The organism is Acinetobacter sp. YH12049, assembly GCF_013419875.1.
Taxonomy (GTDB): Bacteria; Pseudomonadota; Gammaproteobacteria; order Pseudomonadales; family Moraxellaceae; genus Acinetobacter; species Acinetobacter amyesii.
In genome coordinates this window covers 18,178-32,030 of the sequence record NZ_VOZH01000005.1, presented here as the reverse complement: position 1 = coordinate 32,030, position 13,853 = coordinate 18,178, and the positions used below count along the sequence as shown (strand labels likewise).

The window sequence follows — 13,853 nt, the reverse complement described above, 5'->3', positions numbered from 1 at the left end:
CATCTTCAATCAACTTTCCCCACTTGATATCATTGCACCTACAATTATAAATAACTGTGCCTTATGTCTTCTCAACAAAAAATTCTTCGCTCTGCTCTTTTCACATCATTTATTCCTTTTGGCATTTTCTTTAGTGCACACAGTCATGCAGGTATGGATGTCTATTGTGAACCTTCGACAGAAATTCAGACCAATGCCTATACTGCATGCAATGAATTGCCTGCGCTCACGCCGGCAAATGACAATCAAACCAATATGCTGCTGTTGCTTAGCGATTTAGGCATTGCCAAATTTAATATTCAAGAAGAAAAATCCACTTTATGGACAACTAGCTATAGCAAAGTCCCTTTTGAAGTTTCCAGTCTTTTAGTGAATAGCCACAATAAATTGCCAAATGCACGCAAACCTCTAAAAGCACCAGATTTAAGCTATAACGAGCATTGCAATAGCCTGCAAAATGGTGCGCACGCGTTTATTCAACAAGTCAAAACCGACACTAAGCTTTCAAGCAGTGAAAAAGACATGTTGATCCACGAGCGTGAAAAAATTAATAACTGTGAAAACACATTAGCTTTACTGAGCGTGAATCCCAATTGGTCTGCCGCTGCACGTCAATATGTATCCTATTTAAATGCAACGATCTCTTTTTATAATGCTCACTTTTCCACAGCGACTAAGATTTATTCAGTACTAACCAATGTTGATCAAACGTGGTTAAAAGAAACTTCTCAATATATGCTTATTCGTAGCACCTTAAATGAAGCCTATCAAAGTGGTGTTGGTGAATATGGTGATTTAGTACATGACAAACTCAATCAAAACTTATTAACCACTTTTTTTAATAACATTACTCAGTACTTTAAGCTCTATCCGCAGGGTCAATATGCTGCAAGCGCACGCGGTTTATTAAGACGTGGTTTTTGGCTCAGCGGTAAACACGATTTACTGATCAATGAATATGTTTGGCAAATCAATCATCCAACATCCAGCGTCTATAATTTAGAATTGCCAAATCTACCTTATGAATTAGATCGACATGTTTTTCAAAGTAATAGACTCAATGTCAAAAATTTGAAAGATCCATTTTTTCTTAGCATTTATGACCTTATGCATATGCGCAAAAAAGAAACGGCAGATGATGTGGTCATTTCATGGGCTGAGTTAAACGCACAGAAAAATTATTTTAAAGATTCACCAGAACTGTTCCAGTATTTGCAGGCAAATCACTTATTTTATGTGCAAAACAAAGCACAAGAAGCACTCAAATATCTGCCACAACAAGTACCGAGCAGCATCAACAGTTACCTACAGTTGAGTCAGCTACTACTTAAAGGCCGCATTCTGGAAGCTAGTGGGCGAAATCAAACCACTCAAAAATATTGGGAAAACCTACTTTCCATCAGCAAAACCGCCGAACAACGTGGATTGGCTGAACTTATGCTGTATCGTTACTATGCTCAACAGCAAAATACTGCACAATTTATTGGTTCTTCAGCCAAAATCAAGCAAGCTTATCTACAGCAACAATATTTAGTCGATGCAGCGAATGAACAAAGTTTAATGTCTGTGGTCAAAAATAACGTGGCCACGCAAGATCAAAAAAATGTTGCGCTTTATACCCTACTAAATAAGTCATTGGCTTATCAAAACTTTGATTTATTTAACCAAGCGTATCGTGAATTACCAAGCAACGCGGCTCAATTTAATACTGAACAAAACACTGCGGAGAAGTTTCGCAATCAGCCATCATTTGCAAATTTCTTATGGAAAGGTGCAAGCGTGAGCAATTCGATTAAATGTCCTGACTTGGCAACTTTGACCCAACAATTGCAAGTCAACCCAAAAGACCTGAGCCTTAATTTATGCTTAGGTGAATATGCGCGTAGTTCACAAGCCTATACCATACTAAATCTCAACTACCTGCCTGATCATTCACTGCAAAGTTTCAAGGGTACTTATTTTGCCCGTGGCGATGTATATAAAAACATTATTAAAACAGGGACAAAATCTGAATTAACGGCTTATGCGCTGTACCGTGCCATTCAATGTTATGCGCCAAGTGGCAATAATGAATGCCAAGACAAAGATGTAAATAAGTCGGTTCGAAAACAATGGTTTGATCAAATCAAACGCGACTATCCAGAAACCAGCTGGGCTAAATCTCTAAAATATTATTGGTAATTGATGATGATTTTGCAGGTGATAAGGCGGGTAAATACATTAGAACTTTTGTTCATATTGAGCATTGTTTTGTGTTCCGCATGTTCACCTGCCCAATCTGGAAATACACAACAAGCTCACACCGAAATACAGCAACGTGTTAATGCAGCACATTATTCAAGTTTTTGGATTTGGGGCAATATTTCTAGTAGCCCCTACTTACAGCAAGCCACGGAGCTCTATATTTTACAAGGTGAAATGAATTGGAATAAACCGTTAAAGCAATCCGAGTTTATCCCACAAGGTATTCAAGTCCTCCATAAACCACAGCAGAAAATTTGGATTGTAATCCGTAGCCATCATTTACAATGGTCAAATAACAATATTCAGCAAATTTTGCAGCGGCTTAAATATTGGGAAAAAAATGGCAATCAGATTCAAGGCTTACAAATCGATTTTGACGCAAAAACTAAAAACATTCATCAATATGCCTTATTCCTTGAAAATATACGAAAGCAACTACCTCAAAAATATCGTTTAAGCATTACTGGTTTAATGGATTGGACAAATATTCAAGATCAGCAAACGCTCAGTGTTTTGCGACGCAATATTGATGAGATCGCTATTCAAACTTATCGTGGTAGTGTCACGATCGAGAATTACACGAGCTATTTGAATAAAGTCTCAAAATTAAAACTACCTTATAAAATAGGCCTTGTACAAAATGGCCTTTGGCAAGCACCCAAACATTTAATTCAAGATCCTTATTTCAAAGGTTATGTGGTGTTTTTATTGCGTACCGCTAATCAGCCTTAAACCATAAATAATTCAAGCATTTTAAATCCATGCCTTGTATTTCAAACCTAAACGCTCTAAAATTCACGCTTCGCAAACTTTGCGACACAACTTTGGTTGTGACTCCTTGCTTCAATCAATTAATGATTGGGGCTGCCTAAACCGTAAGGAGCTGACAATGCGTCACTACGAAATCGTACTATTGGTACATCCAGACCAAAGCGATCAAGTTGTGGGTATGGTAGAACGTTACCTAACTCACATCAAAGAAGCTGAAGGTCAAATCCACCGTCTTGAAGACTGGGGTCGTCGTCAATTGGCTTACCCAATCAACAAGATCCACAAAGCTCACTACATTCTTATGAATGTTGAGTGTGGTCAAACTACTCTTGATGAGCTAGAAGAATTGTTCCGTTACAACGACGCAATCATTCGTAGCCTTATCATCCGTCGTGAAAACGCTATCACTGAAGAGTCACTATTGGCTAAGAGTGCTGAAGAAAAACGTGCGCGTAAAGCTCAACGTGAAGAAGCACAACAAGCTCAAGACTCTGCTGAAGCATAAGGAGAACATAACATGGCACGTTTTTACCGTCGTCGCAAGTTCTGCCGCTTTACAGCTGAGAACGTTACGTACATCGACTACAAAGATATCGACACTTTAAAACAGTACATCACTGAAAACGGCAAGATTGTTCCTAGCCGTATTACAGGTACTAAAGCTCGTTACCAACGTCAATTAGCGCTTGCTATCAAACAAGCTCGCTACTTGTCTTTGATCCCTTACACTGACAATCATAAGTGAGGTTGAGCTGTGGATATTATCTTATTACAACGCATTAAAAACCTTGGTAAATTAGGCGATAAAGTTTCAGTTAAAGCTGGTTACGGCCGTAACTTCCTTATCCCTCAAGGTAAAGCAGTTGCTGCTACTGAAGCTAACACTGCTGCATTTGAAGCTCGTCGTGCTGAACTTGAGAAACAAGAAGCTGAAGTATTAGCTGCTGCTCAAGCACGTGCTGACCAATTGAACGAAGTTAACATCGTGATCACTGCTAAAGCTGGTGACGAAGGTAAACTATTCGGTTCTATCGGTACTCGTGACATCGCTGACGCGTTAACTAATGCTGGTCTTGTTGTAGACCGTGCAGAAGTTCGTTTACCAAATGGTGCGCTTCGCAACACTGGTGAATTCAACATCGCAATCCAATTGCATCATGATGTTGTTGCAGAAGTTCTAGTTACTATCGTAGCTGAGTAATTTCTTGCAAAGAAAAGAGCATGCTTACGCATGCTCTTTTTTTATCTGTAAAAAATAGTGCTCCAACTTTTTTATATTTTTAACTCTTCATTCAATTCAATGTATGACGAATTAATCGGAAATACTTGTTCGCATTTCTGTAGAAAACGCCTATCATTTCAGTTCAATGAAGAGTTGAAAAAACTGTAATTAGCACCCATTTCCATCACATTAAATGGTTTCAGCATCAGGGATTTTTATGTCACAGGCGAATGCCAGCAAGCCAAACTCTACGCCAACAGCAAAAACCACAGAACAAAGTTCGTTGAAAGAGTTTCGTACCCCACCCCATAACCTTGCGATTGAACAAGCCGTGCTTGCTGCACTGATGACCGTTGCAGAATCTTTTGAGCAAGTGGGTGATGTACTGACTGAAGCTGATTTTTATGCGACCCGTCATAAATATATTTTCCGTGCCATCGATCAACTGTCAAAAGATAGCTCACCTTATGATGCGGTCTTGGTCAATGACTGGCTGATTAAACAAAACTTGCTCGATGCTGCTGGTGGCGAAGAATATCTGATGCAACTCATGTCAGATTCACCTTCAAGTTTCTATAACCTTGAAACGTATGCTGCAAAAATTAAAGAGTTTTCCACTTTACGCAGCATGATTAAAGTCAGCTCAGAAATTTTACAAAATGCCTATGACACCAAAGGTCGTACGGTCAGTGAAATTTTAGATCTAGCAGAAACCAATATTTTCTCGATTGCCGAGCAACACAACAACAACGCCAAAGCACAAGGCCCTAAAGCTATTAACTCTGTCGTTGCTAGTGTTTTTGATAAATTGAATGAACTTTCACAAACTGAAGGCAGTATCACGGGTTTAACCACTGGATTTGTTGAACTAGATAATAAAACCTCAGGTATGCAAGCAGGCGATTTGATTATTGTAGCGGCCCGTCCATCGATGGGTAAAACCACTTTTGCCATGAACTTGGTTGAAAGTGTGCTGTTTAATAACAACCTGCCCGCTCTGGTTTATTCCATGGAGATGCCCGCTGACTCGATTGCCATGCGTTTGATTTCCTCGTTCGGTCGTGTACACCAAGGGCATTTACGTGCAGGTAAAATGGATGCTGATGAATGGTCAAAAGTGACCAGTACCATTGTGCATCTCCAAGAAAAGAATTTGTATATCGATGACTCGTCTGCACTACCTCCAACGGAAGTACGTGCCCGCGCGCGCCGAATTGCCAAAATGCACGGCGGTAAACTTGGCTGCATTATGGTCGATTACTTGCAGCTTATGAAAGTACCCGGTATGGGCGATAACCGTGTTGGCGAGATCTCGGAAATTTCCCGAAGCTTAAAAGCACTGGCTAAAGAAATGCACTGCCCAGTAATTGCACTGTCACAGTTGAACCGATCACTGGAAAACCGTCCTAATAAACGCCCAGTGATGTCCGACTTACGTGAATCAGGTGCAATCGAGCAGGATGCCGATTTGATCATGTTTATTTACCGCGACGAGGTTTATAACAAAGAGTCTAAAGAAGCAGGTACTGCAGAAATTATTATTGGTAAACAGCGTAACGGTCCAATTGGTACTGTGCGTCTTGCCTTCGAAGGTCAATACACCAAATTTAGTAACCTCTCCCCTGAGTTTTATGCTCAGTATGATGATGAAGAGTAATGCTTGCATTGCTCTTTTTTATTAAAACCATGTTTTAATCTGACTTATTAACTTTGCCCACCATAGTTTCCAACTTGAGAGTAATTTATAATCTTGACTATTTTCTTCCATTTCAAGTGATGGAAATGCTTTATTTAATTGCTTGCATGTCGGATACTTTTGTTGCAGTTGCGCCAAATAATGTGTCTGATCATAGTCTATAAAACCATCTAAAATCCCAACCTCTGATCTATCGACTGTAGAACAATTTGAGGTCTGCTTATTCCAAGCTAAAAATGGGACAATCGGTTTAGATAAAACAAGCTGGTCATTCTTACAGTTTAATGTTGCAAATGAAACTACTTGATATTGCTGGGGTTTAGCACCATCTGGTGCATAAGCTAAACCAATAATTAATTGGTTTTTAGCTGTACTTTTACCTGAAAATCCACTGTACCATTGAGTAGGCTTTTTATATTTAACCTCATCTAGTATTGAGCGAAAAATAAATTGACCTGAACTGAGTTCAAAAATGAAGTCTGAACTCTCCTGTACTGCCAGTGAACCTTGGTAACGGGCAATAAAAACGTCATTGGGTGAATGTGGCATACAAGCCATAACTGACTGACAAAAAAATAAAGTACTCGATCCCAGATAACAAAATATTTTCATTATTTATTCAACATATCCAAGTTTAAAATGCATTGTTTAATCTCTCTTTGAGTTCATTTAAATTACGAACCCACTCTCCACAATCTTCTGAGTCTTGCCATAACTCGTACAGTTTAGAATTTCCTGAGTGAGAGCATCTAACACCATAATAGCTTTTAGAACGTATAGTTTTATATGAAAAATAAAGTCTGAAACTTTTACAAATTATTTGCAATCAATAACCTAATAGATTTTTCGATCTTAAATTAATTTATGATCAAAAACTTAAATGTTCATGTCTATTTGAGGTTGATAGGTCTACAATAGTGAATATTTTTAAATAGAACTATTTTTAGTATTTATTTATTACTCCACAGTGTATCTAACACAAATTACCAATTGTCATTCCCAAGGAGTATTTAGGGTGCGCCAAGCAACAGTTTATATTGACAGTCAGGCACTGCAATATAATTTAAACCGTGTCAAACAACTTGCCCCAACCGCTAAAATTGTAAGCATGGTGAAAGCCAATGCTTATGGACATGGAGTTAAAGACTGCTTAGCAGCCTTAAAAGACAGTGATGCCTTCGGTGTTGCCTGCCTAGAAGAAGCCTTAGAAATTCGCGAACTGGGTTATGAACAACCCATTACTTTAATTGAAGGCATTTTCTCAGATGATGAAATGCAAATTATCATCGATAAAAAAATTGAATGTGTGGTGCATCATCAGCAACAACTAGATTGGTTACGTGCACATAAGGATGCCTATATTGCTCAAGGTCTGAAAGTTTGGGTCAAACTCAACAGCGGTATGAACCGTTTAGGTTTTAAAGTGCCTGAAATTATTGATGTCATCAATGCTTTAAAGGCGGAAGGTTTTACTTGCGTACTGGCGATGCACTTTGCCAATGCAGACGCAGAAAATCATCCTTTAAATGACCAACAACGTGAACAATTCTTACACGTAAAAGAAGCTTGTGCGCCAATCATGGGTTCGTGCTGTAACTCGGCTGCGATTTTCAAATGGCCAGAACTGAATTTTGATTTTGTTCGCCCAGGCATCATGCTATATGGCGCGACACCTTTCTCAGACCGTTCTGTAGAAGCATTAGATCTTAAACCGGTGATGACCTTTACCGCTGAAGTGATTGCTTTAAATACCATTCAAGCTGGTGAATCTGTGGGTTATGGATCGACTTTCGTTGCAGAACAAGAAATGAATCTTGCGATTGTGTCGATTGGTTATGGTGACGGTTATCCACGTGCCTTCCCTAAACAAAACTATGTATCCATCCATGGACAGAAAACGCGTGTGATTGGCCGTGTTGCCATGGATATGATTGCGATTGATATCACCGGTATGCATGCACCGATAGGCACTGAAGTTGAGCTTTGGGGCAAAGATCGTCTGGTTGATGACGTTGCAGAAGCGAACGGAACCATTGGCTATGAATTATTATGCCGTATGAGCGCGCGCCCTGTACGTAAATTAGCTTAATTACGCCAAATCAAAAAGCCCAGATCAAATCTGGGCTTTTTTTTATCTCGCTTTTTTTTATTCACTTTTTAAATTGATCGATTTGTTGATCAAATGGTTATTGAAAATAGTCAGCTGTTGGTTTTGCCAATTCAATCAAACCCTGACGCAATGCTTCTGACCAGCCTTTACTGATCATGGTGAAATATGGGTCCTCTTCATAAATGCGCTTACCATTTGGTATTTCTAAACTGTCTTTTTTATAAACCAAAGCATCTAAAGGCATACCTACTGACACATTTGAACGTATCGTTGAATCAAAAGAAATCAAGCTACAGCGCATTGCTTCATCGAGTGGCATATCGTAACGCAAAGTTCGGTCGAGTATCGGCTTGCCATATTTGCTTTCACCAATTTGAAAATATGGGGTATCCGGTGTCGCACAAATAAAGTTGCCTTGCGGATAGATGTTATATAACTGCATATCTGCACTGCCAATTTGACCGCCTACCAATAAACTACAGTAATAATTACTTTGTTCTAAAGTATCTGATGTGACATCTGAGATGACTTTTTTTAAGGTATGCCCGACCAATTCAGCCACTTCGAACATCGTATTTACACTATATAAATTCGGCTCTTGTTTGACCTCTAGCTGATTTTGTAAATGCCCAATGACCGCTTGTGTTGTGGCTAAATTTCCAGAGGTTTGGATGGTAATAAATCGCTCACCCACAATACCAAAGGAATAAAGTTTGCGAAAAACTGAAATATGGTCAACACCTGCATTTGTCCGTGTATCACTGATAAATACCATGCCATCTTTTAACCGTAATGCACAACAATAGGTCATTTTTATCCCTCAAATGATTAACAACTCAGCACTTGTACAATTGAGCTCATAGACTCAATACCACCTTTATCACGAACGCCTCGAACTGGAGCTACATCCCAGTAGTCCCGCCCAATCGCAACATAAATATGTGATTGTGGTGTAAATAGCTGATTACTGACATCAAAACAATACCATTTATTTTCGATATAGACTTCTACCCAAGCGTGACTGGCAAGGTGGCTACTATTCGGCACAAATAAATACCCAGAAATATAACGTGCAGGAATACCCAAATAGCGACACATTGCGATCATGACATGGCTATGATCCTGACATACCCCTTGCTTATGATGAAAAGCATCAATCGCTGAAGTATGTACCGATGTTTGATTCGATACATAGGGAATATGCGCCAATATCGCTTCAGCCAAACGAATCAGATTGGCACGATTGATACGAGGGACATAGCAATCGGCAAAACTTTTCATGTGAATATCGTACTGCGTACTCGGCGTTGGCTGTAAAAACAATTTCGGGTTTAAATCATCCGCATTTGAATCATTTGAACTCAAATTCATCTCTACGATGCCCTGCGCCATAATGGTCATTTGCAGATAAGGTTCGCGCTGCGTTGTGGTCAACCACACATTACCAAAAGTATCCAATTGCATATCACGCTGCCCCGGCACACTCACATCCCAATTTTGCACCTGTTGGTGTGCATTGGTGGACGGGGTCATTTTGATATATTGAATGCTTCTGTTTACCACATCAGTGTAAACATAATGGGTCTGATGGTTGATCATGAGCCTCATACAGCCACCTCAAACATATTTTGGATATGATCACTGAAATGGTAGAAGTTTTGGCTATTCGGCTGCTGTTTAAGTGCCAACCATGCCTCTTGCACGCTTTCCCATCCAAACTGAACCAAAGCCATGACAATATGTTCAATCTTCGCTAGGGTGTGTTGAATGTCCTGCTGCATGCGTAACTGGCGATCAAGCTGCTCTATGGCTTGTCCTAAACTAAAAAATAAAAATACATCTTCAGATTCGGACTCTAAAACATCTTGGCAATCTGTTACCACGTCACAGATATAACCTGGGTTATCACTCGCATTACGAATTAAACGGCTGAGTTCTGCATAACTTTTTGCTGAAAGTACACCCCTTAAGTCCTGAATATTACTTTGCGCATATTGAAATTGGCTGGAAAATGACGCCGGCTGCTCCGCATTTAAAACTAACTCATTCATTGAGTCGGCATCAAATGCTGGCAAACAAAAAGCATGTGCATAGTTCAATGCCGTATCAACATCTTGAAAAGGGAAAATACTGCATAAATATTGAGTACGTGCTAAATAACGCCCCAACCAAAAAATATGTTCTGCATTACTGTTTAATAAAATCATGTTTTGCTCCTTCACTGGAGTGCTATGAGCGTAAATCGTCTACTACCCACGTATCTTTAATGCCGCCGCCTTGAGAAGAATTCACTACTAATGAACCTGCTTGCATCGCGACACGAGTTAAGCCACCCGGTACAATTTCAGTTCGATATGGTGAACTCAGTACAAATGGGCGTAAATCGATATGGCGTTCCGAAACACCCGCCTCACTTAGGGTTGGGCTGACAGATAAATTTAAAGTCGGCTGTGCAATATATAAATGTGGTGCTGCGGCCACTTTATCTTTAAAGCTATTTAATTCTTGTAAAGAAGCTTGTGGACCGATCAGCATGCCGTAACCACCTGAACCCTGCGCTTCTTTGACCACCAATTTTTCGATATTCGAGAGCACATAATCCAATTCGTTCTGCTCACGACATTGATAGGTCGGCACATTTTTCAGGATCGCTTGTTCGCCTAAATAGAAATGAATCATTTTATCCACATATGGATAAATCGATTTATCATCTGCTACGCCTGTTCCCGGTGCATTTGCAATGACCACATTATGTTGCATATACGCTGACATGAGCCCTGCTACGCCCAAAGTACTGTCAGGTTTGAAACATAATGGATCGAGAAAAGCATCATCCACACGACGATAAATTACATCAACCTGTTGTCGGCCTTTAATGGTTTTCACATAAACCTTATCGTTTTCTACATAAAGGTCACGCGATGTCACTAAGGGTACATCCATCTCCCTTGCCAAAAAGGCATGTTCATAATACGCACTGTTAAAACGCCCTGGGGTTAAAACCACGATAAACGGGTTATCGACGTAGGCATTTTCTGCAAGAATTTCACGTAAAAGCTGCGGATACTGCTCAATCCCCATGATGTTGCTTTGCTGGCAAAGTTCAGGCATCAGTTTTTGACTGATCTTACGGCTTTCCAGCATATACGACACACCAGACGGTGTTCTAAGATTATCCTCAAGGACGTAAAATTCGCCTGATTGATCACGTATGATATCAATGCCACTGATTTGGCTATAAATTTTACCTTTTAGCCCATGCATATACATTTGTGGCAAATAGGCTTCATGGGTTAAGACTTGCAGTTCAGGAATAATTCCTGCTTTTAAAATATCTTGTTGATGATAGACATCATGTAAAAACAGATTGAGTGCTTTCACGCGCTGTGCGCAGCCTAGAGATAAATTATTCCATTCCTTTCGTGCAATCACACGCGGAATAAGATCATAAGGTATGGTGCGTTCAATGCCCTCATCTTCGCCATACACTGTAAAGGTAATGCCTTCATAGAGAAAATGTTGTTTTGCAACCTGATTTAGTTGCTTCAATTCATCAAGCGTATGCTGTGATAACCACTGCTCTATCCGTTGGCATGATTCTTTTACTACCGTTTTGCTGTCGCGCATTTCATTAAAAAAATCCGAATTAAATTGATTAAACAGCGCATGTCCTCGAGCAAGTGGTAAAGTTTTTAATGTAGAGACAGAAGTATTAACCAACTTTGCCTCATAACCCTCAATTCCATTTGAAGTTGTATTACGATTTTCTTTCAGCATAGCAACTCCATGTTTTTGTCATGTTTTGTAAATCAGATAAAGCAATATATATGCCATCAATACATATGCTGCTTCTCTTTGATTATTTATGCATCATTTTTGCAAAGTGGTACAGCATGTAACTGCTCAAGTTATGTCAAATTGCGTTATTAAAATCATGTTAGTTTTTTCAGATGAAGACTTGCTTAACGCAGGAAGATTTCTTATTGTGTCCCACAGCATCATTTTATTCATTTAAGTCCAAGTTCAAGCACGAGATTATGTCTTCACAAGAAAAAGAAACGTCGAACAGCCTCTATCGTCAGTGGCAAATTCTTTCACGACTGTCCACAGGTAAGTGGATGGGTACGCGTGAATTACAAGAAATACTGAACCGTGAAGGCATTGATATCAGCCTACGCACCATTCAGCGTGACTTAAACCAAATTTCTCTACGTTTCCCAATTGAGAGCAGTAAAACAACGCCGCAAGGCTGGCGTTGGCGTTCTGATGCACCTATTCAAAGCTTGCCTCATATGACCAGCTCACAAGCGGTCACCTTTATGATGGTTGAGGAGCACCTAAAACATTTGCTTCCACCAAGCTTAATTGAAGAAATGAATCCTTGGTTTGACCTCGCACGTCGAAGTCTATCGTCGCAAAATAATGTTCGTCAGTGGATTAACCGCGTGCGAATCGTGCCAGCAACTCAGCCATTGATTCCACCAGTGGTTGAAAAGGCCGCACAGCAATCGATTTATGAAGGTTTACTACAAGACAAACAACTGGAATGTCAATATCAAGGTCGTGGACAGCAAAGCGAAGAAAAGACCTATATTTTAAATCCACTGGCGTTGGTCCAAAAAGGTGCAATTATTTATTTGGTGTGCACACGTCATGACAAAACAGACATCCAAACCTTTGCTTTACATCGTTTTAAATCAGCTACAGTCTTAAATTCACGTGCATTACACCCTGTCGATTTTGATATTGATGCCTATATTGACTCTGGAGCGCTTGGCTTCCGTGTGGACTTCAATAAGCCGACTGAAATGATTCAGCTCAAATTAACCATGTCGGAATCAGAAGCAGTTTATTTTGAAGAAAGTCAGCTAAGTAAAGATCAAGTGATTCAAAAAACCGAAGATGACTGGGTTGAAGTTAGCGCAACAGTACCATTTACCTCTCAGTTAACATGGTGGCTGCGTAGTTTTGGGAAAAAGATTCAGAAAATTGAACCTGAAGAAGTCGCTATAGTTGTACAACAACGCAATGATTAAACCGATCTAAGGTTTTCTGCTACCTTAAATACTAACTAATGTTACGCACATAAAAGTAATTTCGCATTTTAAAAATGATTTTTAAGTCTATTCGACGGAGTCTTACATCTAGGGTTTAAATAAAGGAATTAGCCTTCGGCTGGAGGTACTTTTGTTTCGGCAAAAGTACCCAAAACCATTGTCATCCGCAAAACTCGTTCACTAACGTCTACTTATTCAAAGTATCGCAAAAACATTTTTAAATAAATGTAGTCCTGTCTCAAACACTTGCGGATGACCTTACCGCGTATCATTCTTTTATTTGAGGTGACAACTTCTAACGCATAATGAATATCTAGTACATTATTTATGCTTAGATTTTCCCTTAAAATATCAACACATAAAAAAGTCCCAACGCTGGGACTGGATAATTTCTTAGAATATTTTTGTAATTTTAGTCGTTTAGGTCAAAGGAACTACAGCATAAGTATCTGCTGAATACCTTATGCCGTAGCGCTAACTTCTCATGGCTATAATCAATTACTGACATAGGCAGGCTAGGTCGGCATTATTATAACGAATAGATTTCATAGTCATATTCAGCACCTCGTGTTTAGAAAGTAAAATCACTTTAACCTCCATTTTGCACACCGTGAAATAACAAGAACCGCGCTACTTTTCACAAATTTTCTTAAAGAACATTCCTGCTTTTCTTATCTCATTTGGCTTTAAATGAAAAATTCATCCAACTTCAGTGCTGTTTTTTATAAATGCTACACTGAATCAACAAATTAA

General features: G+C 39.4%; 13 protein-coding genes. 8 read left to right on the top strand and 5 right to left on the bottom strand.

Going from position 1 to position 13,853, the window contains the following annotated elements; translation table 11 throughout:
* Positions 1-63: 63 nt before the first annotated feature.
* The 6 genes from FTU05_RS03065 (at position 64) to dnaB (ending at position 5,894) form a co-directional block, all read left to right on the top strand.
* On the top strand, positions 64-2,181 hold the full coding sequence (locus FTU05_RS03065; RefSeq protein ID WP_180105552.1) for a hypothetical protein: 2,118 nt from the start codon (positions 64-66) through the stop codon (positions 2,179-2,181).
* 6 nt (positions 2,182-2,187) lie between these two features.
* Positions 2,188-2,976, top strand: a complete 789-nt coding sequence (locus FTU05_RS03060) for a DUF3142 domain-containing protein (RefSeq protein ID WP_180105587.1) — start codon at positions 2,188-2,190, stop codon at positions 2,974-2,976.
* 157 nt (positions 2,977-3,133) lie between these two features.
* A complete protein-coding gene (rpsF, locus tag FTU05_RS03055; RefSeq protein WP_004696436.1) occupies positions 3,134-3,520 on the top strand; it encodes a 30S ribosomal protein S6 in 387 nt (128 codons plus the stop codon).
* Between the two features lie 12 nt (positions 3,521-3,532).
* Positions 3,533-3,760 carry a 30S ribosomal protein S18 gene (rpsR, locus tag FTU05_RS03050; RefSeq protein ID WP_004278792.1) on the top strand — a complete coding sequence of 76 codons (228 nt, stop codon included), beginning with the start codon at positions 3,533-3,535 and terminating at the stop codon, positions 3,758-3,760.
* A gap of 9 nt (positions 3,761-3,769) precedes the next feature.
* Positions 3,770-4,216: a 50S ribosomal protein L9 gene (gene rplI, locus FTU05_RS03045; protein ID WP_078188585.1), complete on the top strand. Its 447-nt coding sequence runs from the start codon at positions 3,770-3,772 to the stop codon at positions 4,214-4,216.
* 238 nt (positions 4,217-4,454) lie between these two features.
* Complete coding sequence (dnaB, locus tag FTU05_RS03040; protein WP_078188586.1) at positions 4,455-5,894, top strand: replicative DNA helicase; 1,440 nt, start codon at positions 4,455-4,457, stop codon at positions 5,892-5,894.
* 21 nt (positions 5,895-5,915) lie between these two features.
* On the opposite strand, the gene FTU05_RS03035 is transcribed toward dnaB, so the two are convergent.
* Positions 5,916-6,482: a hypothetical protein gene (locus tag FTU05_RS03035; protein ID WP_180105588.1), complete on the bottom strand. Its 567-nt coding sequence runs from the start codon at positions 6,480-6,482 to the stop codon at positions 5,916-5,918.
* Positions 6,483-6,948: 466 nt separating this feature from the next.
* Here FTU05_RS03035 and alr point away from each other — a divergent pair, with 466 nt between their 5' ends.
* The gene (gene alr / locus FTU05_RS03030) at positions 6,949-8,022 is read left to right on the top strand and encodes an alanine racemase (RefSeq protein ID WP_180105553.1); all 1,074 of its coding nucleotides are present in this window, start codon (positions 6,949-6,951) and stop codon (positions 8,020-8,022) included.
* A gap of 97 nt (positions 8,023-8,119) precedes the next feature.
* On the opposite strand, the gene FTU05_RS03025 is transcribed toward alr, so the two are convergent.
* Genes FTU05_RS03025 through FTU05_RS03010 form a run of 4 tightly spaced genes read right to left on the bottom strand, consistent with a single transcriptional unit; the run spans position 8,120 to position 11,820 of the window.
* Entirely contained in the window at positions 8,120-8,854 is a 735-nt protein-coding gene (locus FTU05_RS03025; RefSeq protein ID WP_180010367.1) for a proteasome-type protease, read from the bottom strand.
* A 17-nt stretch (positions 8,855-8,871) separates the two neighbouring features.
* Positions 8,872-9,651: a transglutaminase family protein gene (locus FTU05_RS03020; RefSeq protein WP_168377742.1), complete on the bottom strand. Its 780-nt coding sequence runs from the start codon at positions 9,649-9,651 to the stop codon at positions 8,872-8,874.
* Positions 9,648-10,250 carry an alpha-E domain-containing protein gene (locus FTU05_RS03015; RefSeq protein ID WP_168377743.1) on the bottom strand — a complete coding sequence of 201 codons (603 nt, stop codon included), beginning with the start codon at positions 10,248-10,250 and terminating at the stop codon, positions 9,648-9,650. The genes FTU05_RS03020 and FTU05_RS03015 overlap by 4 nt, the downstream gene beginning before the upstream one ends.
* A 22-nt stretch (positions 10,251-10,272) precedes the next feature.
* The gene (locus tag FTU05_RS03010; RefSeq protein WP_180105554.1) at positions 10,273-11,820 is read right to left on the bottom strand and encodes a circularly permuted type 2 ATP-grasp protein; all 1,548 of its coding nucleotides are present in this window, start codon (positions 11,818-11,820) and stop codon (positions 10,273-10,275) included.
* A 260-nt stretch (positions 11,821-12,080) separates the two neighbouring features.
* On the opposite strand from FTU05_RS03010, the gene FTU05_RS03005 reads away from it, so the two are divergent.
* Complete coding sequence (locus FTU05_RS03005; RefSeq protein ID WP_180105555.1) at positions 12,081-13,079, top strand: YafY family protein; 999 nt, start codon at positions 12,081-12,083, stop codon at positions 13,077-13,079.
* Positions 13,080-13,853 lie beyond the last annotated feature (774 nt).

Bases quoted from the DNA above. Each gene is read 5' to 3' on its own strand.
- FTU05_RS03035 (WP_180105588.1), bottom strand. From the start codon at position 6,482: ATGCCACATTCACCCAATGACGTTTTTATTGCCCGTTACCAAGGTTCA.
- FTU05_RS03015 (WP_168377743.1), bottom strand. From the start codon at position 10,250: ATGATTTTATTAAACAGTAATGCAGAACATATTTTTTGGTTGGGGCGT.
- rpsR (WP_004278792.1), top strand. From the start codon at position 3,533: ATGGCACGTTTTTACCGTCGTCGCAAGTTCTGCCGCTTTACAGCTGAG.
- FTU05_RS03065 (WP_180105552.1), top strand. From the start codon at position 64: ATGTCTTCTCAACAAAAAATTCTTCGCTCTGCTCTTTTCACATCATTT.
- FTU05_RS03020 (WP_168377742.1), bottom strand. From the start codon at position 9,651: ATGAGGCTCATGATCAACCATCAGACCCATTATGTTTACACTGATGTG.
- FTU05_RS03025 (WP_180010367.1), bottom strand. From the start codon at position 8,854: ATGACCTATTGTTGTGCATTACGGTTAAAAGATGGCATGGTATTTATC.
- FTU05_RS03060 (WP_180105587.1), top strand. From the start codon at position 2,188: ATGATTTTGCAGGTGATAAGGCGGGTAAATACATTAGAACTTTTGTTC.
- FTU05_RS03005 (WP_180105555.1), top strand. From the start codon at position 12,081: ATGTCTTCACAAGAAAAAGAAACGTCGAACAGCCTCTATCGTCAGTGG.
- dnaB (WP_078188586.1), top strand. From the start codon at position 4,455: ATGTCACAGGCGAATGCCAGCAAGCCAAACTCTACGCCAACAGCAAAA.
- rpsF (WP_004696436.1), top strand. From the start codon at position 3,134: ATGCGTCACTACGAAATCGTACTATTGGTACATCCAGACCAAAGCGAT.
- FTU05_RS03010 (WP_180105554.1), bottom strand. From the start codon at position 11,820: ATGCTGAAAGAAAATCGTAATACAACTTCAAATGGAATTGAGGGTTAT.